The organism is Pandoraea sp. 64-18, from assembly GCF_001899225.1.
GTDB classification, from domain to species: domain Bacteria; phylum Pseudomonadota; class Gammaproteobacteria; order Burkholderiales; family Burkholderiaceae; genus Pandoraea; species Pandoraea cepalis.
Window position 1 is genome coordinate 216,441 of record NZ_MKVU01000007.1, and the last position, 20,560, is coordinate 237,000.

General features: G+C 64.1%; 15 protein-coding genes and 2 tRNA genes. 9 read left to right on the forward strand and 8 right to left on the reverse strand.

The window, feature by feature from the left end:
- Positions 1–241: 241 nt before the first annotated feature.
- The 3 genes from BGP02_RS06410 to BGP02_RS06420 form a co-directional block, all read right to left on the reverse strand.
- Entirely contained in the window at positions 242–1,429 is a 1,188-nt protein-coding gene (locus BGP02_RS06410; protein ID WP_261938163.1) for an alpha-hydroxy acid oxidase, read from the reverse strand.
- A 65-nt stretch (positions 1,430–1,494) separates the two neighbouring features.
- On the reverse strand, positions 1,495–1,968 hold the full coding sequence (locus BGP02_RS06415) for an Lrp/AsnC family transcriptional regulator (RefSeq protein ID WP_017235024.1): 474 nt from the start codon (positions 1,966–1,968) through the stop codon (positions 1,495–1,497).
- A 201-nt stretch (positions 1,969–2,169) separates the two neighbouring features.
- Positions 2,170–2,919, reverse strand: a complete 750-nt coding sequence (locus BGP02_RS06420; RefSeq protein WP_150563442.1) for a CerR family C-terminal domain-containing protein — start codon at positions 2,917–2,919, stop codon at positions 2,170–2,172.
- 102 nt (positions 2,920–3,021) lie between these two features.
- On the opposite strand from BGP02_RS06420, the gene BGP02_RS06425 reads away from it, so the two are divergent.
- The 3 genes from BGP02_RS06425 to BGP02_RS06435 are packed head-to-tail and all read left to right on the forward strand — an operon-like array spanning position 3,022 to position 7,558.
- The gene (locus BGP02_RS06425) at positions 3,022–4,362 is read left to right on the forward strand and encodes an HlyD family secretion protein (protein ID WP_286798226.1); all 1,341 of its coding nucleotides are present in this window, start codon (positions 3,022–3,024) and stop codon (positions 4,360–4,362) included.
- Positions 4,355–6,088, forward strand: coding sequence for a DHA2 family efflux MFS transporter permease subunit (locus BGP02_RS06430; RefSeq protein WP_286798227.1), 1,734 nt, complete (start codon positions 4,355–4,357; stop codon positions 6,086–6,088). Before BGP02_RS06425 ends, BGP02_RS06430 begins: the two co-directional genes overlap by 8 nt.
- Positions 6,089–6,094: 6 nt before the next feature.
- Positions 6,095–7,558 (forward strand): efflux transporter outer membrane subunit, encoded by a 1,464-nt coding sequence (locus BGP02_RS06435; protein WP_286798228.1) that lies wholly within the window; start codon positions 6,095–6,097, stop codon positions 7,556–7,558.
- Positions 7,559–7,727: 169 nt separating this feature from the next.
- Here the strand turns inward: BGP02_RS06435 and BGP02_RS06440 are convergent.
- Both BGP02_RS06440 and BGP02_RS06445 read right to left on the reverse strand, forming a co-directional pair.
- Positions 7,728–7,804, reverse strand: a tRNA-Arg gene (locus BGP02_RS06440).
- 154 nt (positions 7,805–7,958) lie between these two features.
- Positions 7,959–8,035: transfer RNA gene (locus BGP02_RS06445), tRNA-Arg, on the reverse strand.
- A 408-nt stretch (positions 8,036–8,443) separates the two neighbouring features.
- Between BGP02_RS06445 and BGP02_RS06450 the strand changes: the two genes are divergently transcribed.
- On the forward strand, positions 8,444–10,096 hold the full coding sequence (locus BGP02_RS06450; RefSeq protein ID WP_286798229.1) for an AMP-binding protein: 1,653 nt from the start codon (positions 8,444–8,446) through the stop codon (positions 10,094–10,096).
- 210 nt (positions 10,097–10,306) lie between these two features.
- Here BGP02_RS06450 and tcdA read toward each other — a convergent pair whose 3' ends face one another.
- On the reverse strand, positions 10,307–11,143 hold the full coding sequence (gene tcdA, locus BGP02_RS06455) for a tRNA cyclic N6-threonylcarbamoyladenosine(37) synthase TcdA (protein ID WP_502688465.1): 837 nt from the start codon (positions 11,141–11,143) through the stop codon (positions 10,307–10,309).
- Here tcdA and BGP02_RS06460 point away from each other — a divergent pair.
- The 4 genes from BGP02_RS06460 to BGP02_RS06475 all read left to right on the forward strand — a co-directional run bounded on the left by BGP02_RS06460 (position 11,142) and on the right by BGP02_RS06475 (position 16,605).
- On the forward strand, positions 11,142–13,220 hold the full coding sequence (locus BGP02_RS06460; protein ID WP_254441004.1) for an AsmA family protein: 2,079 nt from the start codon (positions 11,142–11,144) through the stop codon (positions 13,218–13,220). The two genes, tcdA and BGP02_RS06460, sit on opposite strands and share 2 nt — an antisense overlap.
- A 282-nt stretch (positions 13,221–13,502) precedes the next feature.
- Positions 13,503–14,150: a pyridoxamine 5'-phosphate oxidase gene (gene pdxH, locus BGP02_RS06465; RefSeq protein ID WP_017235016.1), complete on the forward strand. Its 648-nt coding sequence runs from the start codon at positions 13,503–13,505 to the stop codon at positions 14,148–14,150.
- A 113-nt stretch (positions 14,151–14,263) separates the two neighbouring features.
- The gene (locus BGP02_RS06470; protein ID WP_261938159.1) at positions 14,264–15,475 is read left to right on the forward strand and encodes a class I SAM-dependent methyltransferase; all 1,212 of its coding nucleotides are present in this window, start codon (positions 14,264–14,266) and stop codon (positions 15,473–15,475) included.
- The gene (locus BGP02_RS06475; RefSeq protein WP_286798230.1) at positions 15,472–16,605 is read left to right on the forward strand and encodes a DUF72 domain-containing protein; all 1,134 of its coding nucleotides are present in this window, start codon (positions 15,472–15,474) and stop codon (positions 16,603–16,605) included. The genes BGP02_RS06470 and BGP02_RS06475 overlap by 4 nt, the downstream gene beginning before the upstream one ends.
- A 203-nt stretch (positions 16,606–16,808) precedes the next feature.
- Here BGP02_RS06475 and fabV read toward each other — a convergent pair whose 3' ends face one another.
- A complete protein-coding gene (gene fabV / locus BGP02_RS06480) occupies positions 16,809–18,002 on the reverse strand; it encodes an enoyl-ACP reductase FabV (protein WP_261938157.1) in 1,194 nt (397 codons plus the stop codon).
- 169 nt (positions 18,003–18,171) lie between these two features.
- On the reverse strand, positions 18,172–19,710 hold the full coding sequence (locus BGP02_RS06485; RefSeq protein WP_261939847.1) for an MFS transporter: 1,539 nt from the start codon (positions 19,708–19,710) through the stop codon (positions 18,172–18,174).
- Positions 19,711–20,130: 420 nt separating this feature from the next.
- Here BGP02_RS06485 and BGP02_RS06490 point away from each other — a divergent pair, with 420 nt between their 5' ends.
- Positions 20,131–20,481 (forward strand): hypothetical protein, encoded by a 351-nt coding sequence (locus tag BGP02_RS06490; RefSeq protein ID WP_017235011.1) that lies wholly within the window; start codon positions 20,131–20,133, stop codon positions 20,479–20,481.
- Positions 20,482–20,560: the final 79 nt, after the last annotated feature.

Here is a 20,560-nt window from a genome sequence, read left to right on the forward strand (position 1 = left end):
ACCTCACCCGCGATGGAACCGAAAATTACAACAGATCTGTCGTGTATGCCGCACAGAAATCACAACAAATTTGTTGCAAACTCCTGCACCGCCATCTCACGGCCATCTGACCCATGCCTTGCATCATCGCCGCCCCCACGATCCGGCGGAAGCGGGTAGGCCGAATATCGGAAAGCCCCTACGCCAATGAAAAAGCCGCAGCACGATGGCTGCGGCTTCTCTCACGGGCACGACAGACGGCTCACCGCCTGCCGGGTTCCACAAGGTACGATCCAATGCCCGTCGGATAGCTTCCCGGGATGAGCATCGACGTGTCGAGACGCTCGATGCTCGTGCGACCGGTCAGCGCCATCGTCACGTCCATCTCCCTGGCAATGACCTCCAGCGCGCGACGCACGCCCGCCTCGCCCATCGCCCCCAGCCCGTACAGGAACGGTCGCCCGATCAACGTCCCCTTCGCGCCCAGCGCCATCGCCTTGATCACGTCCTGCCCGGAACGCACGCCGCCGTCGAGCCACACCTGCGTGTCGCGTCCCACCGCCGCGACAATGTCGGGCAGCGCCCGGATCGTCGAGATCGCCCCGTCCAGCTGACGTCCGCCGTGGTTGCTCACCACGATCGCATCCGCCCCTGCGTCGCGCGCCGCGCGCGCATCGTCCGGATCGAGCACGCCCTTGAGCACGAGCTTGCCGCCCCAGCGCTTCTTGATCCAGGCCACGTCGTCCCAGGACAGGCGAGGGTCGAACTGCGCCGCCGACCACGCCGCGAGCGAACCGATGTCGTCCACCCCCTTCGCATGCCCCACGATGTTGCCGAACGTGCGACGGCGCGTGCCCAACATGCCCAGGCACCAGCGCGGCTTGGTCATCATGTTGGCAATGTTCGGCAGCGTGAGCTTCGGCGGCGCCGACAGGCCATTCTTGATGTCGCGATGGCGCTGGCCGCTGATCTGCAGATCCATCGTCACCATCAGCGCCGAGCACCCCGCCGCCTTGGCGCGATCAATCAGTCGCTCGATGAAGTCGCGATCGCGCATCACGTACAACTGGAACCAGAACGGCGCCTTGGTATGCGCGGCCACATCTTCGATCGAACAGATCGAAACAGTCGAGAGTGTGAACGGCACGCCGAACGCCTCGGCCGCGCGCGCCGCGAGAATCTCGCCGTCCGCATGCAGCATGCCGGTCATGCCGGTGGGCGCCAACGCCACCGGCATGGCGACCGGCTCGCCCAACATCGTCGCGCGCGTGCTGCGATGCTCGATGTTGACCGCGATACGCTGGCGAAACGCAATCCCGCCAAAGTCCGCCGCGTTCGCCCGATACGTCGACTCGGTCCATGAGCCGGAATCGACATATTCGTAAAACATGCGCGGCACGCGCCGCTGCGCGAGCACCCGCAAGTCCTCAATGGTGGTAATCACTGCCATGCTGCGTCTCTTCTTCCGGGAAGTCCCGACCGTCTTTCGGGAACTGGTGAATATCGTCGATATTTTTATTTCTGCTTCACCAGATCGACGAGCGACTGGGTTTGCTTGATTGTCTTGAGCACGATGTTCGATTGGATCGCCATGACCGCCGGCGCACGGTACAACTCGTTCACGATGAAATCCGAGTAATGCGCGAGATTCCGGGCCCTGACGGTCAAGATGTAATTGGCCGAGCCAGTGACGATGCGTGCGGTCACCACCTCAGGCCAATTCTGGACGCAAGCGAGAAACTTCTCGTGCCATTGATCGACATCGGGGCGCAGCGAGATTTGGACCAGGGCTTCGAACTCGAGGCCGATATGCTGTGCGTCCACGATGCAGCGGTATCCGGAAATCACCCCGCGATCCTCGAGCAACTTCACCCGACGAAGGCAGGCCGATGGCGACAACCCGACGGCATCCGCCAACTCCTGGTTGGAGATGCGCCCGTTGAGTTCGAGATGGCGCAGGATACGCAGATCGGCAAGGTCAAGGTTCATTGGCAGAATCCATCAAGTTCCCCAGGATTCTGGCAGATCCTTCGAATCGCCGCCAGTTGTCCGCCACAAATGGCCAGCAAATCCCATTTTTTGCGTTGAACTCGTAACGCCCGGCCAAGCCCGGGCACGGTGTGCTATCCGGGCCGTGAACGCCGCTTTCCGAGATTGCCGCTGTCGCGCCGCTTTCGCGTTGCGACGTGCCTACCCACCCGACTTGCGTTGCTTGACGATGCGTTGCAGCAGGTACCGCGTCTGTTCGAGCACCGCCTCGCGCACCATCCGGTTGCGTTCGGGATTCGGCTCGCTCGCCCACCCCATCGAACTGTCGACAGAGCGGCGCATCACGCGAAACGCCATGCCCAGCGTACTGATGCACACGGCCCGAACCCGCATTGCCTCATCGTCGGGCGCCACGCCCGCGAGCCGCGTCACAATGTTCGCCCCTACCGCGGCGAGCCGGCTCGAAAAGCGCTCGTGGAACACCTTGAAACCCGCCTCGGGTCCAAGCCCTGCCTGCTCACGGGCCATGAACATGTGCCAACCCTCGATCTCCGGCACTTCCTCCATGAACCCCGCCTTGCGGTTCTGCAGCTCGCAGAATGCGTCGATAAGCTGCTTGTCGGTCGCCTCCGGTTCGGCCACCACGCGCTCGGCCGCCTCGATCGCTTCGCCCATCTGCCCCATGACAAGACCCACGATGTACTCGACGCACGCCGTGTACACCCCCTCCTTGTTGTCGAAGTAATACTGCAGCGCCGGTGCGTTCACACCGGCCTCGTTCGCGATGTCCCGCGTGGAGGCCCCCGCAAAACCGAACTCGCCAAAGCACTTGATCGCCGCCAGGATGATGCGCGCGCGCGTTTCCTCACCACGTTGATACCCCGTGTCGACCGCATGCCGCGTTCGCACAGGCGTGCGTGGTGCTCGCCCGGCGCGTGAAGTTCCTGTCATGTCTGTCCTTGCTTGCCAAAACTTTCGTCAAAAATATAACACTTGACACAAATCGATCAACTGGAATAATTTTGCCAAACGGAATAATTTGAAGGCTCCCTCATGTCAACCGCAGCACCGGTCAAACCGACAACCTCGACACCGCCGATCGCACGCCACGCCGACACCCCGACCGCCAGGACCGTGGAAGCCGCCGAGACCACGCAGACGCCGGGCCGGCCCGAGGCGCCGGCCAACCGTCGTCGCAAAACGATTCTGCTGGGTGCGCTGGCAGTGGGCGTCGTCGCGGGTCTTGGCTGGGGCGCGCACTGGTGGTTCGTTGCGCGCTTCATCGAGTCGACCGACGATGCCTACCTGCAAGCCGACAGCATGACTGTCGCGCCCAAAGTGGGCGGCTACGTAACGGAAGTGTTAGTGCGCGACAACGAAACGGTGAGCGTTGGTCAGTCGCTCGTGCGGCTCGACGCGCGCCAATACCAGGCCGCCTTCGACGAGGCACAGGCAACCGTGCAGGCACGCGAAGCCGATGTCGCGCGCGCCGAAGCCGAACGCGCCCAGCACACCGCGACGATCGCGCAAGCGCGCGCCGAACTCGACGGTGCGCGTGCGGACGCGCGCTACACGGCGGGTCAGGTCAAACGCTATGCTCCGCTCGTGGCCACCGGCGCGGAAACCGACGAGCGTCTTGCCGAGCTGCGCAATGCCAGCACCCGCGCCGACGCCACGCTCAAGAGCCATCAAGCCAGCGTTCAGGCGAGCGAGCGTCAGGCCGACACGCTCGACGCCGCGCTGGCGCAGGCCAAGGCGCAATTGACGGTCGCACAGGCCAGTGCGCGCAAGGCGGAACTCGATCTCGCCGACACAGTGGTCAAGAGCACGCTGGCCGGCCGCGTCGGCGATCGCGCCGTGCGCGTGGGCCAGTTCGCTCAGCCGGGCACGCGGTTGCTGACCGTCGTGCCGGTGCAGAACGTGTATCTGACGGCGAACTTCAAGGAAACGCAGGTGGGTCATATGCGGCCCGGCCAGCCGGTGACGGTTCACGTCGACGCCCTGCCGAGTCAGCCGATTCACGGCGTGGTCGATTCGCTCTCGCCGGGCACGGGCGCACAGTTCGCCTTGCTGCCCGCGCAGAATGCGACCGGGAACTTCACGAAGATCGTGCAGCGCGTGCCGGTGCGCATCCGGCTCGACGTGCCGGCATCGCTGCGCACGGTGCTGCTGCCGGGCCTGTCGGTGACGGCGGACGTCGACACCCATCGCCGCGATACGGCCGCCCCCGCCAAGCAGGCGAGTCGGGCCGATCAAGCAGATCGGGCGGGCGACCCCGTGGTACAGCTCGCGCTCAGCGCGCCACTGAACGCCCTCGTCGGCCCCGTCACCAGCGCGCCGTCGAACGCCGACGCCGCACCGTCATCGGCAAACGTTGGGGCGCGACGTGGCTGAGCGTGGCGCGATGGACACATCGTCGATCACTTCGCCTTCGTCGTTTGCGTCGTCTCCGTCGCCCTTGCCCGTCGAGCCGACGCGCGACCAGGCGCGGAGTGCCGTGGCGGCCGGCAGCGGCGGGCATGGGGGACCTGGCGGACGCGGGGGAAACCCAGGCGGTGTCGCCGCGAACGCCGCCACGCCGCGCAACGCGTCGGCGTCGGACTGGATCGCCGTGGCGGCCGGCGCACTGGGCGCCCTGCTGGCCACGCTCGATATCTCGATCACCAACTCCGCCCTGCCGCAAATACAGGGGCAGATCGGTGCGTCGGGCACCGAGGGCACCTGGATCTCGACCGGCTACCTGATGTCGGAAATCGTCATGATTCCGCTCGCCGCGTGGCTCACGCGCGTGCTCGGTCTACGGCGCTTTCTGATGCTCAACGCCGTTTTCTTCACGCTCTTCTCGATGATGTGCGGCGCATCGAGCAGTCTGGCCGAGATGATTGTCGGCCGCATCGGACAGGGCTTTGCCGGCGGCGCCATGATTCCGACAGCGCAGATGATCATCCGCACGCGCCTGCCCCGCCACCAGATGCCCGTGGGCATGGCAATGTTCGGCCTGATCGTACTGCTCGGCCCGCTGCTCGGCCCGGTGGTCGGCGGCTGGCTCACCGAGAATGCCAACTGGCGCTGGTGCTTCTTCCTGAACCTGCCGATCTCGGCGACTATCGTCACGTTGCTCATGCTCGGCCTGAAGCGCGAACCGACCCATCTGCAGGCGTTCTTCAAGGCAGACTGGCTGGGTATCGTGGGCTTGACCATCGGCCTGAGTACGCTGACCGTGGTGCTGGAGGAAGGACAGCGCGAACGCTGGTTCGACTCGCCGCTGATCGTCTGGCTCTCGATCGTGTCGGCCATCGGCATCGCCATGATGCTGGTGGCGCAGTTCACGGCGGAGAAACCGATCGTCAAGCTCTCGCTGCTGGGTAACAGGAATTACGCGAGCGTGATCTACATCGTGTTCACGGTGGGCGCGGGACTCTATGGCGTGTCGTATCTGCTGCCGCAGTTCCTCGCGACGATCGCGGGCTACAACGCGCAGCAGTCGGGCAACATCATGCTGCTCTCGGGGCTGCCTGCCTTTCTGATGATGCCGTTCCTGCCGCGCCTGATCAGCCGCGTGGACATTCGTCTGCTCGTGATTCTCGGGCTGCTGTGCTTCTTCGCCAGTTGCATGCTCGACATCGATCTGACCGCGCAAAGCGTGGGGCATGATTTCACGATGTCGCAATTGCTGCGCGGCGTGGGACAGATGCTCGCGATGATGCCGCTCAACCAGGCGTCGATGGCGGCCGTCGAGGCGCAGGACGCGGGAGACGCCGCCGGTCTGTACAACATGGCCCGCAACTTGGGCGGGTCCGTCGGACTCGCGTTGCTCGGTACGCTGATCGACCGGCGCACCGCCTATCACGACGCCATGCTGCGCGAGACGATCACTGCCAACAGTTCGCTGGGTCAGGCGCATCTTGCCGCCAACGCGGCGAGCTTCTTCGCGCAGACGGGGGATAGCGTGCATGCGCAATTGCAGGCCACCGCACAGCTGGCCGCCGAGATCGCGCAGCAGGCGAGCGTGATGACCTTTTCCGAAACTTTCTATGCATTGGGGATCGCGCTGCTGCTTTGCGTGCCGCTGGCCCTGCTGCTCAAGCAACCGACCGGCTTCAGTTCGGGCGGACATTGAACGATCATGACGCTGCATTTCCGAACGATGGCCCTCGCGGCCGCCCTTCTCGTCACCGGCTGCACGGTTGGCCCCGATTATCGTGGCGCGCCCGAGGTAGCGGCCAACGCCCTGCGCACGGGCGCCACGTATGCGCATGCCGGAGCCGGCATCGCGGCGCATACGCCGGGGGTCGCCCGATGGTGGACGACGCTTGGCGATGCGCAACTCACGGCGCTGATCGACGACGCCATCGCCCATAGCCCGGATATCCGCGCGGCACAGGCGAAGGTGCGCCAGTCTCGCGCGAGCCTGCGCAATCATCAGGCCGACCTGCTGCCCAAGGCGGGCGTCGATCTCGCGACGCTGCGCACGCGCTCGCCCGATCTGAGCCTGCTTGGCGGCAATGGCGGCAGCGGCAGCGGTCGCGGCCCGCTCGACTTGTATGTCGCCGGGTTCGACGCGAGTTGGGAGATCGATCTGTTCGGCGGTACGCGACGCGCTGTCGAGGCCGCCAGCGCGGACGCCGATGCGGCGTCGGAGGATCTCGCGGACGCCCACGTACAACTCGCCGCCGAAGTCGCACAGGCCTACGTCGCCTTGCGCGATCAGCAGGCACGGCTGGCGCTGGTGCGCGACTCGGCACAACTCGAAGGCGAGATGCTCGATCTCACCCGCCAGCGTCGCGCGGGGGGCGTCGCGTCGGAACTCGACGTCGAACGACTCATCACGCAGGTGGAACAGACGCAATCGCGCGTGCTGCCGCTCGAAGCGGACGTCATCGAATCGCTCGATCAGTTGGCGCTGCTCACCGGCCGTGCGCCGGGTGCGTTGGACACCGAGCTGTCGGTTCCCAGGGCCTTGCCGAGCGTGCCGAAGACGGTCGCCATCGGCGATCCGTCCGCGTTGTTGCAGGCACGCCCGGACATCCGTGCGGCAGAACGTCGCCTGGCGTCGCAGAACGCCCAGATCGGTGTGCAAACGGCCAACTGGTTTCCGAAGCTCTCGATCATGGGCGAACTCGGATATTCGGCGCTGGATCCGGGCCATCTGGTGCGTAAAGACAACTTCAGCTGGATGACGCTACCGCGCCTGCAATGGAATGTGCTCGATTTTGGACGCGTGCAGGCGAGCGTCGACGGCGCGAAGGCCGGTCGCGATCAGGCGCAGGCGAAGTATGAAAGTGCCGTGCTCAGCGCGTTGCGCGACGCCGACGTGGCACTGGCACGTTACGGGCATCAGCGCGAAAACGTATACCGTCTGCGCAGTGTGGAGGCCTCGGCCACGCGGGCCGCAACGCTCACGCGTCAACGTTATCGCGCCGGCACCGCAAGCACGCTCGATTGGCTCGATGCCGAACGCACGCGCTTTTCCGCCGAGCAGGACCGGGTCGCGGGCGATGCGCAACTGCTCAAGTCGTTCGTGACGCTACAGAAGGCGCTGGGTCTGGGATGGCAGGTGGGATCGACGCCGGGTTCGACGACGGGGTAAGGGACACGCGATACGATGCATCGCCGAACAAGATGACAATCGGGCGGCGCGGTCATCTTGACGGGCGGCGCAGGCAAGACGGGCATCGCATGGCACCGTACTTTTCGGCGGCGCCAATGAAAAAACGCTCCAGAAGCTTTCGCGTCTGGAGCGTTTTTACCAACTGAGTTGGTGCGGCTGGCAGGATTCGAACCCACGACCCCTTGGTTCGTAGCCAAGTACTCTATCCAACTGAGCTACAGCCGCATTTACTACACGCGAGACCCGATCAGGCGATGCTGCTGCTGTCGGTTCGCCTTCTCATCGACGCGGGCCGAATGTGCATGACATGCGGCGCGTCACTGGGAAGGACTCTCCCGAAAAACTGAGGGTCTCCCCGTGAGGAGACCCTCGAAATAAGTGGCGCGGCTGGCAGGATTCGAACCCACGACCCCTTGGTTCGTAGCCAAGTACTCTATCCAACTGAGCTACAGCCGCGTCGTGAGAACAGAATTATGTAAGAAACCCGCCTACCACGCAAGTGATTTTTGCAATTCTTTTGTCATAACTCCGATTTCCCTACCGTATCGCGCATTCCATGCGGGATTAGCGCGGAATCATCCGCACTGGCAAGTCTTTGCAGCTAGAGCAATTACTCCACGCAAACCCGCGTCGAATCAGGGCTTTCCATGTGCGCCCATGCGCGACAGCACGGTATGCTACGGCTTTTTGCAGCGCGTCGAAGGGCGCGTTTGCCGCACGCGCGAGACCGGATCGGCAAGACAATCGGTTCGGTTCCCTCTCTCGCGCGGCCAAAAGAAAAATGCGACGAAACCACGCACCGCGCGCCTACGCTCTTCCCCCGGCGACGACGATGCGATAAAAACCATATTCAAGGAGGCGCTCATGGAAAAAGTCTGGCTCAAGAGCTATCCGCCCGGCGTGCCGGCCGAGATCGACGTCAACACGTATCGTTCGCTGAACGATCTGTTCCTGCAGAGCTGCCGGAAGTTCGCGAATCGTCCGTCGTTCACCAATCTCGGGGTGACGATGACATTCGCCGAGCTCGAGCGCCAATCGCGCCACTTCGCCGCGTATCTGCAAAGCCTGCCCGGACTCGAGCGCGGCTCGCGCGTGGCAATCATGTCGCCGAACCTGCTGCAATACCCGGTCGCCGTCTTCGGCATCCTGCGTGCCGGGATGGTCGTCGTCAACGTCAATCCGCTCTACACCGCGGGTGAACTCGAGCATCAACTCCAGGATGCCGGCTGCGGCGCCATCGTCGTGATCGAGAACTTCGCCGCCACGCTGCAAAAGGCCTTGCCCAACACGCCGGTCAAGCACGTGATCACGACGGCCATCGGCGACCTCGTGCCCGCGCCGAAGCGCTGGATCGTGAACTACGTGGTGCGCCACGTGAAGAAGATGGTGCCCGAGTGGCACATCCCGCACGCGGTGCCGTTCCGCACCGCGCTGGCGAACGGCGCACGCGCCAAGCATCAGGAAGTGCCACTGGGTCACGACGACATCGCGTTCCTGCAATACACGGGCGGCACCACCGGCGTTGCCAAGGGCGCCATGCTCACGCATCGCAACATGATCGCCAACATGTTGCAGGCGCGCGCCTGGATCGGCGAGGGACTCGAGGAAGGCAAGGAAATCATCGTCACCGCCCTGCCGCTCTATCACATCTTCTGCCTGACGGCGAACTGCCTGGTGTTCCTCCAACTGGGCGCACTGAACCTGCTGATTACCAACCCGCGCGACATGCCCGGCTTCGTGAAGGAATTGGGGAAGTGGCGGTTCACGTTCATGACCGGCGTCAACACGCTGTTCAACGGACTGCTCAATACCCCGGGCTTCGACCAACTCGACTTCAGCGCACTCAAATGCGCACTCGGCGGCGGCGCCGCCGTGCAACGGGCGGTGGCCGAGCGCTGGCAGAAGGTCACGGGCCATGCGCTGATCGAAGCTTACGGTCTGACCGAGACATCGCCCGCCGTGTGCATCAACCCACTCGGCAGCGAGTTCAACGGCTCCATCGGCCTGCCGATCTCGTCGACGGAGGTGAGTATCCGCAACGATGCCAACGAAGCGCTCGGCTTCGGACAGGAAGGGGAAATCTGTGTGCGCGGCCCGCAAGTCATGAAGGGCTACTGGAACCGCCCTGACGAGACCGCCAAGACCGTCACGCCCGACGGCTGGCTGCGCACGGGCGACATTGGCACGATGGACGAACAAGGGTACGTGCGCATCACCGATCGCAAGAAGGACATGATCATCGTGTCGGGCTTCAATGTGTACCCGAACGAGGTGGAGAGCGTGTTGGCCATGTGCCCGGGCGTGCTCGAATCGGCCGTCGTCGGCGTGCCGAGCGAGCGTACCGGCGAAGCGGTGAAGGCCGTGATCGTCAAGAAGGCGCAGGACCTGACGGAGAAGGCCATCGTCGACTTCTGCCGCGAACACCTGACGAACTACAAGGTGCCGCACGTGATCGAGTTCCGCACGGAACTGCCCAAGACGCCGGTCGGCAAGGTGCTGCGCCGCGAACTGCGCTAACGATTCACGTCGTCGAGTTGTCTCGTCGTCCGTAACGACATTCAGAAACGTGGGCGCCGCGTTGACAATGGCCGGGAGCCATCCCGGCCATTGTCATTTCAGACGGCGAAACATCGTCGTCTCGATCGAGAGATCGGCCTCGATTGGTAACTTTTGGTTACAGACGTGACGTGCACACCTTGGTACAACAGGAGCACGTCAGCGAAGCTTTCAGGCGGCACGCGTCGTGATTCGCTTCAAAACGTAAGCGGCGGCCGCCATGCCGAAGGTGGCCGTGACACACACGCTCGAGCCGAAACCGGCGCAGTTCAGGCCCTGCGGGCCCGCAACGGCATTCGCCGCTTCAGCGGGGGCACACGCCGCTTCCGGGTACTGCAACGGCTCATCCGAGTACACGGCGGGTACGTTGAACTTGGCTTTCGGCCCACGGACAAAACCATGTTGCTTGCGTAATTGCGCGCGCACTTTGGCCAACAGTGGATCCTGGATCGTGCGGGTGAGATCGTCGATACGGATGCGTGTCGGATCGATCTGACCGCCGGCCCCACCCACGGTGATCAGACGCTGCGCATGCGCCACGCACCACGCGATGAGTGCCGTCTTCACGCGGACGCTGTCGATGGCGTCGACGACCCAGTCGAAGCCGCCGCCCAGCATGGCGTCGAGGTTGTCCAGGGCAACGAAGTCCTCGACCAGCGTGAGTTGGCAGGCGGGATTGATGGCCAGGATTCGCTCGGCCATCGCGGTCACCTTCGGCTTGCCGAAGTTGCCGTCGAGGGCATGCACCTGACGATTGGCATTGCTTTCGGCGACGTTATCGAGATCGATGAGCGTGAGCCGGCCCACGGCGCTGCGCGCCAGTGCCTCGGCCACCCACGAGCCAACGCCGCCAATGCCGATGACGGCCACGTGCGCGTCACGCAGGCGCGCGAGACCGTCGTTACCGTACAAACGCGCGACGCCGCCGAAACGGCGGCCGGCGTCAAAATCTTCCTCCGGTGGCGGAGTGGGCACCGGAGCAAACATATTCGACGGGGTACTGTTCATGATGCGATGGGTAACGTCCTTGAAATGGCTGGCGATCACGATGGTCGCCATCGTGCTGGCATTCGCGGCGTTCATCACGTGGTTTGACTGGAACTACGCCCGGCCCTTCATCAACCGGGAGGTGAGCACCGCGACCGGTCGTCCGTTCGACATCCGGGGTGACCTCTCGCTGCACTGGCTGGCCCCGAACGCCAATGCCCCGGGGCTGGGGCGCTGGCTGCCGCGGCCTCGCCTGATCGCGAATGATATCGTGTTAGGCAATGTAGCGTGGAGCCAGACGCCGAACATGATCACGCTGGGCCGGCTCACGTTCTCACTTGAATGGCTGCCGCTGCTCGACAAGCACGTGGTCCTGCCCGAAGTCGCCTTGTCCGCGCCGAAGGTGCTCATCGAGCAGCGGGCCGACGGGCAAAACAACTGGACCTTCACGAAGGGCGACGGCAAACCGTCGCCGTGGACACTGCGCATCGGCCGCCTGATTCTCGAAGACGGTGAGGTCCACGCCAATCTCGTGCCGCAGCAGCTCGATCTGAACGCGAACATCGCCACCATCGACGGCCAGGCACCTTACGGCATCGGCATTTCGCTCAAAGGCACCTTTCGCAAGGTCGCCGTCACCGGTCACGCCCGCGCAGGCGACGTGCTCTCACTCGAAGATACCGGCGATCCCTTCCCGCTCGATGCCGACGTGCGCATCGGACGCACGCAGATCGCAGCCATTGGCACGTTCACGAATCCGGCCACGCTCTCCGCGCTCGACATGCATCTGCGCCTGTCCGGGCCGACGATGGCCGACCTGTATCCGATTACCGGCGTGCTGCTGCCGCAAACCCCGGCCTACGAGACCAACGGTCATCTGCTGCATACGGCGGGCGTGTGGCGTTATGAACGCTTCCAGGGCAAGGTCGGGCAGAGCGATCTGTCCGGCACCCTGGTCTTTCGTCAGCGGCAGCCGCGCAATATCCTGCAGGGCGCGGTCGTGTCGAATCAATTGCGGCTGGTCGATCTCGGTCCGCTTGTCGGCGCACAGAACCCTTCGGGCGGCGGCGATCTGACGGGCAAGCCTAAGGCGCCGCCGTCCGACAAGGTGCTGCCGGTCGACCCGTTCAAGACCGATCGCTGGCGTGCCATCGACGCCGACGTGCAGTTCACCGGCCGCAAGATCATCAAGGACAAACGCCTGCCGATCGACAACCTCGTCACCCATCTCGTGCTCGACGACGGCGTACTCTCGCTCCGGCCACTGGAATTCGGCGTTGCGGGCGGACGCATCACCTCGACCCTCGTGCTCGACGGGCAGACCACGCCGATGAAGGTCGATTCGCAGGTCTCGCTCCGCCACCTGCAGATGAAGCAATTGCTGCCGGACGTCAATCTGATGAAGACGAGCGTCGGCGAGGTCAACGGCGACGCCGCACTCACGGCGACCGGCAACTCGATTGCCGCGCTGGCCGGCTCGTCGAATGGCGAGATCAAGACACTGATCGACCGCGGCTCGATGAGCAAGCTGCTGCTGGAGTATCTGGGGCTCAACGTCGGTAATATCGTCGTCACCAAACTCTTCGGCGACAAGCAGATCGAGATGCGATGCGCGGCCGCCGACTTTGCCGTGCGCGACGGTGTCATGGACGCGCGTACGTTCGTCGTCGACACCGACGACACGAGCATTGGCGTTACCGGACAGGTCGATCTCAAGCGCGAGCACTTCAATCTGACCATCCGGCCCGAGCCGAAGCACTTCGGCCTCCTGTCCTTGCGCTCGCCGCTCTATGTGCGGGGCACATTCAAGCATCCGGACGTCGGCGTGAATGTCCCCACGCTGATCGCCCGCGCCGGGGGCGCGATCGCACTGGGCGTGCTCGCGCCGTACACGGCACTCGTGCCACTGCTCGAACTCGGCCCGGGCAAGGACAGCCCTTGCGGCGAACTGCTCGCCAGCCTGAAGCGTCCCCCCAGCCGCCATCCGTCGGCGGTCAAGCCGGTGCCCGGCGCGAACGGCAATCCGGCCGGCGGCCAGCGCGAACCCCGCGCATCGGCCACGGCCCCGACGTTCGGGCCGGGCCGCGAAACGCCCTGACCGCCCATGCCGATCACGTCGCCGTCGCTCGGTCAACGCAATGCCCATGCCCGCGCTAGGGAATTGTCGCTGCCGCGCCACGCAACGTCGCGGATGGCGCCAACCGCACCCTCCATTAGTTCACTCCTTAAATATCAAGCACATGACGCGAATCGCCCGTCCCACGGTGCATTCGGAGAATCGATGCGCCGGCAATGCGGCAAATCGCCTCTTGCGCACGTTCGCCGAGTCTTCGCTATACTGTGTCGCAACCCCACCCGCAACAGACCGACACCGATCGTCGTGACCCAGACGCTTTCTCTCGCGGACCTGCGCAAAAATTACGCCCTCGGCTCACTTTCCGAGACCGATGTCGCGCCCAGCCCGTTCGATCAATTCCGACGCTGGTTCGAGCAAGCGCTCGCGGCCCAACTGCCCGAGCCCAATGCCATGACGCTCGCCACCGTCACGCCTGACGGCCGGCCCGACGCTCGCATCGTACTCATCAAGGGCGCGGACGAAAACGGATTCACGTTCTTCACGAATTACGAGTCGCGCAAAGGCCGCGAACTGGCGGCCACGCCTTACGGCTGCCTGCTGTTCCACTGGATCGAACTCGAGCGCCAGGTGCGCATCGAGGGCCGTGTCGAGAAGGTGAGCGAAGCGCAGAGCGACGCGTATTATCATTCGCGCCCGGTGGGCTCCCGTCTGGGGGCCTGGGCCTCGGTACAGAGCGCCGAAGTGTCGGATCGCAGCATCATCGAGCAACGCGAGGCGGAATTCCGGCGCCAGTTCGGCGACGCCCCGCCGCGACCGCCCCATTGGGGGGGCTACCGGCTCCTGCCGGAGACCTTCGAATTCTGGCAGGGCCGCGAGTCGCGCCTGCACGATCGCATCAAATATTTCCAGCTTGCCGACGGATCCTGGCGCGTCGCGCGCCTGTCCCCGTAATCATGATGTCGGCGACGCCGACGCGGTACGCCTGCCTGCCCGTTTGACGAGGAGACGTCACTGTGCCGTGCGCTACGGAATGAAGTTTTTTTGGTGACACTTGGAGCATATCCATGTTGTGGGAGAAAAAACTCGAAAACTGGGTCAGCGGCGTCAAGACATCCTCCAACCTGCCGATCCGCCTCGCGCTCTGGAATGGACAGCACTACGATTTCGGCGCGTTCGATAACCCCAGCGTAACGTTGCGCATCAATGGCCCCGCGGCTGTGACGCGTCTGTTGAGTCCCAGCCTGGACAATCTCGGCGAGGCCTATGTGAAGGGCGAGATCGACGTCGAGGGCAAGCTCGTCGACGTCATCGACATGAGTTACGCCCTCGCCGGCAGCAGCCTCACCACGCTCGGCCCGCTGGAACGTGCGGTGCGCCACTACACGCACAGCAAGAAGTCCGACAAGCGCTCGATCGAGTTCCACTACGACGTGTCGAACGAGTTCTACCAGCTCTGGCTGGACAAGAACATGGTCTATTCGTGTGCCTACTTCGAGAACGGCGACGAAGACCTCGATACGGCGCAAGAGAAGAAGATCGATCACATTCTCACCAAGATCGCCTTGCAGCCCGGGCAGACACTGCTCGATATCGGCTGCGGCTGGGGCGCCCTTGTGATTCGCGCTGCGCAGAAGTTCGGGGCGAAATGTGTCGGCATCACGCTGTCGCAGAATCAGTTCGATCTGGCCACCGAACGGGTCAGGAAACTCGGCCTGACGGATCGGATCGAAATCCGCATCCAGGATTACCGCGACGTGGAAGGTCAGTTCGATCGCATCACCAGCGTGGGGATGTTCGAGCACGTTGGACGCAAGAACCTGAAAGACTACTTCGCCAAGATGGCGTCGCTGCTTAAGGACGACGGCGTCGCCATGAACCATGGCATCACGTCGACCGATCCGGATAGCGGCGAAACGGCGATGGGCGGCGGCGATTTCATTGACAAGTACGTGTTCCCCAACGGCGAGTTGCCGCACATCAGCCTCGCGCTCGAATCGATGCAGCGCGGAGGACTCGAAGCAAGTGATGTGGAAAGCCTGCGCCGTCACTATGCCCGCACCCTCGCGCTCTGGTCCGAGCGCTTTGAAGCGCACGCCCCGCGTCTGCGCGAACTGGCGGGCGAAGAGCGCTTCCGCGTCTGGCGCGTGTACCTGGCGGGCTGCGCGTACGCGTTCGAGCATGATCACGTCTCGCTCTATCAGGTGGTCTGCCGCAAGGCGGGTCAATCCGCCACGCGTCTGCCCTGGTCGCGCCGTTACATGTACGAGAACCGATGAGCCAGTTCGATCTGTTTGGCACGGCGCCTGACGATCCCGCGACAGGCGGACGTGCCAGGCAGGTCGATGGCGACACCGAGGCACCAGCAAGCCACGCCCCTCGCGCCGGTCAAACACGCCGCGGCGGTGTCGGTGCGGCAGATCTTCCCGGCGACGTGCATCGGTTGGGCGAGCGGCTACCCAGCTCGATTCGCCTGGGCACCTCGTCGTGGTCGTTCCCGGGCTGGAAAGGCATTGTCTGGGACGACGACTACAGCGACACCAAGCTCTCGCGTCAGGGGCTCACCGCATACGCGAGCCATCCGGTGCTGCGTTGCGTGGGGATCGACCGGTCGTTCTACAAACCGATGTCGATTGTCGAGTATCAGAAGTACGCGCAGCAGGTGCCGGAGGACTTCCGCTTCCTGGTCAAGGCGCCCAGCGTCGTGACCGACGCCCTCTTGCGCGGAGAAAAAGGCGAAGGCCTGAGCGCGAACCCCTGCTTTCTCGACGCGCGAATTGCCGCCGAGCAGTTCGTGACCCCGTGCCTGACCGGGCTCGGGTCGAAGGCGGGCGTGCTGGTGTTTCAAGTGTCGCCCTTGCCGTCGGATCTGCTGCGCGACATCCCCGCCCTGATTCACCGTATCGAAGCGTTCTTCGCCGCGCTGCCGCCACTGCCACAGGGGGACACTACGCCCGAAGGCCTCGCCGCTCCCGGGCCGTGCTACGCACTGGAAATTCGCGACGGCGCGTTGCTCACGCCGCGTCTCATGCGCTCGCTCGGGCCGTTGGGGGTGCGCTATTGCCTCGGCCTGCACGCGCGGATGCCGCATGTGGAGCGGCAGGCCGCGGCACTGGCGATGCTCGACGAAGCGGGCGCCGGGCCACTCGTGGTGCGCTGGAATCTGAACAGTGGCCATCGCTACGAGCAAGCCAAGGCGAAATACGCGCCGTTCGACAAGATTGTCGATCCCGACCCGGTAACGCGCGACGTGCTGGCCGCGCTGGCCGCCCACTACGCCGTCGCTGGCCATCCCGTGTACGTGATCGTCAACAACAAGGCCGAAGGCTCGTCGCCACTGTCGTGCCGCGCGTTGGCCGAACGTATCGTCGAGTTGTCTTCGACACCGTCGCTCGCCAGCGCGGAGTGACGATGGCCTGCCCGATGCGACGACGGAACGACGTGAAGACGTGAAGACACAACCACGCCACGCTCGGCACGCGGCACGCACCCCTCGCGAAAACGACAATGGCCCGAGCCGGCATCTGCGCCAAACTCGGGCCATCGTGATTGCACTGCGAAGCGGCTGAACGTCCCGGGAGGTGCTTGAACGCTCCCGAACGCCCTTACGCTTTACGCCACGAGATGCGGAATCGGCACGTCCGGATTCACGTCGGCCTCGTAATCCACACCGTCGATCTCGAATCCAAACAAGCGCAGGAATTCGTGCTTGTAGCCGGCGAAGTCCGTGAGGTCATACAGGTTCTCGTCGGTCACCTTGTCCCACAGTGCTGCGACTTCAGCTTGCACGTCGGGCGAAAGCTCCTTCTGATCGGTGCGCACACGGCCTTCGTCGTCGAGCTTTGGCGTCGCGCCATACAGGCTGTCCTTGTACAGGCCGTAGATCTGCTCGATGCACCCCTCATGCGTGCCCTTGGCCTTCATCACCTTGAACAGCAGCGAGAGGTAGAGCGGCATCATCGGGATGGCCGAGCTGGCTTGCGTGACCAGCGCCTTGAGCACGGCCACGCGCGCGTCGCCGCCGCTGGCCGCGAGTTTGGCGCGAAGGCCCAGCACCTTCTCGTCGAGATCCTTCTTGGCCGCGCCAATGGACCCATTCCAGTAGATGTCGTGCGTGAGCTTCTCGCCGAGATACGTGAACGCCGTGGTCTTGGCGCCCGGGGCAAGCACGCCCGCCTCGGCGAGCGCATCGATCCACATCTGCCAGTCTTCGCCGCCCATGACGGCCACCGTGTTGTCGATCTCTTCCTGCGTGGCCGGCTCGAACACCGACGCCTTGACGACTTCCTTGTCGGTATCGATACCGCGCAACGTCACCGACTTGCCCACCGGTTTGAGCACCGAGCTGAACACCTGCCCCGTTTCCGGATGCGTGCGGCGCGGCGACGCCAGGCTGTAGACGACCAGATCGACCTGACCGAGATCCTGCTTGATCGTCTCGATGGTCTTGGCCTTGATTTCCTTGGAGAAGGCGTCGCCGTTGATGCTCTTCGCGTACAGCCCCTTCTCGGTGGCGAACTTGTCGAAGGCTGCCGTGTTGTACCAACCCGGCGTTCCCGGCTTGGTCTCGCTACCGGCGCGCTCGAAGAACACGCCCAGCGTTGCGGCGTCGCTGCCGAAGGCGGCGGTAATGCGCGCGGCCAGGCCGTAGCCGGTCGACGCACCGATCACGAGCACCTTCTTCGGGCCGTTCGCAATCGCACCCTGCGCCTTCACATACGCGATCTGTTGCTTGACGTTGGCCTCGCAGCCGACAGGATGGGTGGTGACGCAGATGAAGCCGCGCACGCGTGGCTTGATGATCATGGAAACCTCGTTCACAAAAATCGGAGATGCCGGCTCACCCGGCAAACACCGCGCATTGTAAACGAGGTCGGGACCGAGCCGGCATTTTGACGGGGGGTTCTCGCACCCCATGCTTTGGCTTTCAGACACCCGGCGAAGTCCGTTCGGACAACGCCGAACGGTTCTCGGCTTATTCGGGTGCGGCCACGGCCGAGCGATCGTGTCGCTTGGGAAACTGAATCTGCCGGATACGGCGCACCAGCAATGCGGCGGCAATCGCCGCGATGCCCGTGAGCAGCACCCCCGCGTGGACGGCGTTCACGAGCGTCTGGCGAGCGGTTTCGACCAGCGGCATGCCGTCGATTCCCATGGCCCGCAGATCGGTCAACAGGTCGGCACGCAGGACCGGATCGATCAGGATGCGCGGGTCGAGCGCGCGCCCGACGGCATGGGCCGCCGGCGTACCGTCGTAACCCGACACCACACCGGCCACCCCGTTGGCATACCAGTGATTGACCAGCGTGCCCACAATCGTCGTGCCGAGCATGCCGCCGACCATGCGCGTCGACTGCAACAGCGCGGTGGTGATGCCGAAACGTTCGCGCCCGGCGATTTCCTGCCCGAACACGTTCATGTTGTTCAGGATGAAGCCGATGCCAATGCCCGCACAGCCCATCATCAGGGCGATCATGCCGTGCGACGTCACGCGATGGGACAGCCCCACCCCGGCCGAGGCCACGGCCAGCAGACAGAACCCGAGGATCAGCATGTTGGTCGGACGCGACAGGCGCACCACGATCGGCGTATTGATGAAGCTGCCCAGCGCGATGCACGCGGCGAGCGGTGTCGCGATCAAGCCGGCCGCCTGCGGGCTGAGACCGAAGCCGCCCTGCAACAGCAATGGCGCGAAGAAGATCAGCGAGTACATCACGAAGCCGATCAGCACCGACAGTGTGAAGAGCACCACGAGCTGCGGGTGACGGAACATGTCGAGCGGCACGATGGGATGGGTGGCGCGCCGTTCCGTGCGCAGCAATACCCAGAAGCCGATCGCGACCCCGGCAATCAACAGCCCATTCCCGAGCGATGCGCCATGGGCCGGCAAGTTCTCGATGAACACCTGGAAGCCGCCGAGTACGACGGCGATCCACAGTGCGCCACGCCAGTCGACGCGCACGTCGCCTTGATGTGCCGACGGAAACTTGGGCAGGTATCGCCAGACAAAATACAGCGCCGCCAGACCGACCGGCAGGTTCACGAAAAATGTCGAGCGCCAGCCGAAATGCTCGGAGAGCAGCCCCCCCAGCGATGGCCCCGCCGCCGTGCCGATGCCATAGGCCGTGGTGATCACGACCTGCCAGCGCACGCGCGAGCGAGCGTCCGGGAACAGGTCGGGCACGGAGGCGAAAGCGGTACCGACCATCATGCCGCCACCGATCCCCTGCAATCCGCGCGCGAAAACGAGGAACGGCATGTTGGGGGCCAGACCGCAAAGCACCGAGGCGACGGTAAAGGTCAGCACCGAGGCGATCACGAACCGGCGACGACCGAAGTAATCGCCAAGTCTTCCGAACACCGGCACGGTCACGACGGAGGCCAGCAGGTAAATGCTCGCGATCCAGGCGTAATACTCAAAGCCCTTGAGTTCGGCGACGATGGACGGCAATGCAGTACTGACGACGGTCTGGTCGAGAGCGACCAGCATGTTGACGAGCGCAATGCCAATCATGGCCATCAACGCATCGCGAAAAGGCAGGGGGCGCACGGCGGGCTACCTGAAGACTACATGGAGGGGAGCCGCCATTTTACGTGAAAATTAATGAACATATGAACGGTTAGGCGCGGCGCGGGTTTCCGGGCCCTATCGCCCGCGATGCCCCGGCGGGCGGGGATCCGACCGTGCGAAATCCACGATGGCAACTGTCTTCGAAGAAAATTCAACGGCAGATCGAGTCACATTCACGAACACGGCTACCGCCCCACCGCGCGTCGCCGCCCTCGTTTCGCCAGAACGCGGCGTTGTCCGATACCTCTTTCGGAGACTCCTTTAGCCCAACGGCATACGCACTCGGCATCATGAGTGTGTCCCGGTCGTTGACCGCGTTTGCCGATCATCGCCCGTCGTTGGCCCCCATCAGGAGATACGCCCATGAGACATCGCCCCGTGCGCAACGACTATCGACGCTGGCTGGAGACGCAGGCCGCTGCGGCGTCGGGCGACGCGCCGCACGCGACGCTCCCACCCCCAGCACTTCCCCCACTGCCCGCTACGTTGCCATTTGCTGGCTATGTGGTTTGGTGCTACGGGAGCGTTACGTATCTAGACATTCGCTTCGATCACCATCGCTTCGAGATCGTCACGCAACAGGTACCGCGCGCCGCCGAAGCGTTTTACTTCGACAGCCTCGACGCCGCCTACGCGCATGCCGCCGACGTCGGCGAGCCTTGCCTGATATTGTTCGCCGAAACCGCAGACGCGCCCGTGCGTATCGTTGGATGACACGCCAATGCGCTTCGACGGCGGGCGCGCCCCGCGCGTCGCTGAATTACGCGGCGAGTCGCGCCAGGCGATGCCCGGT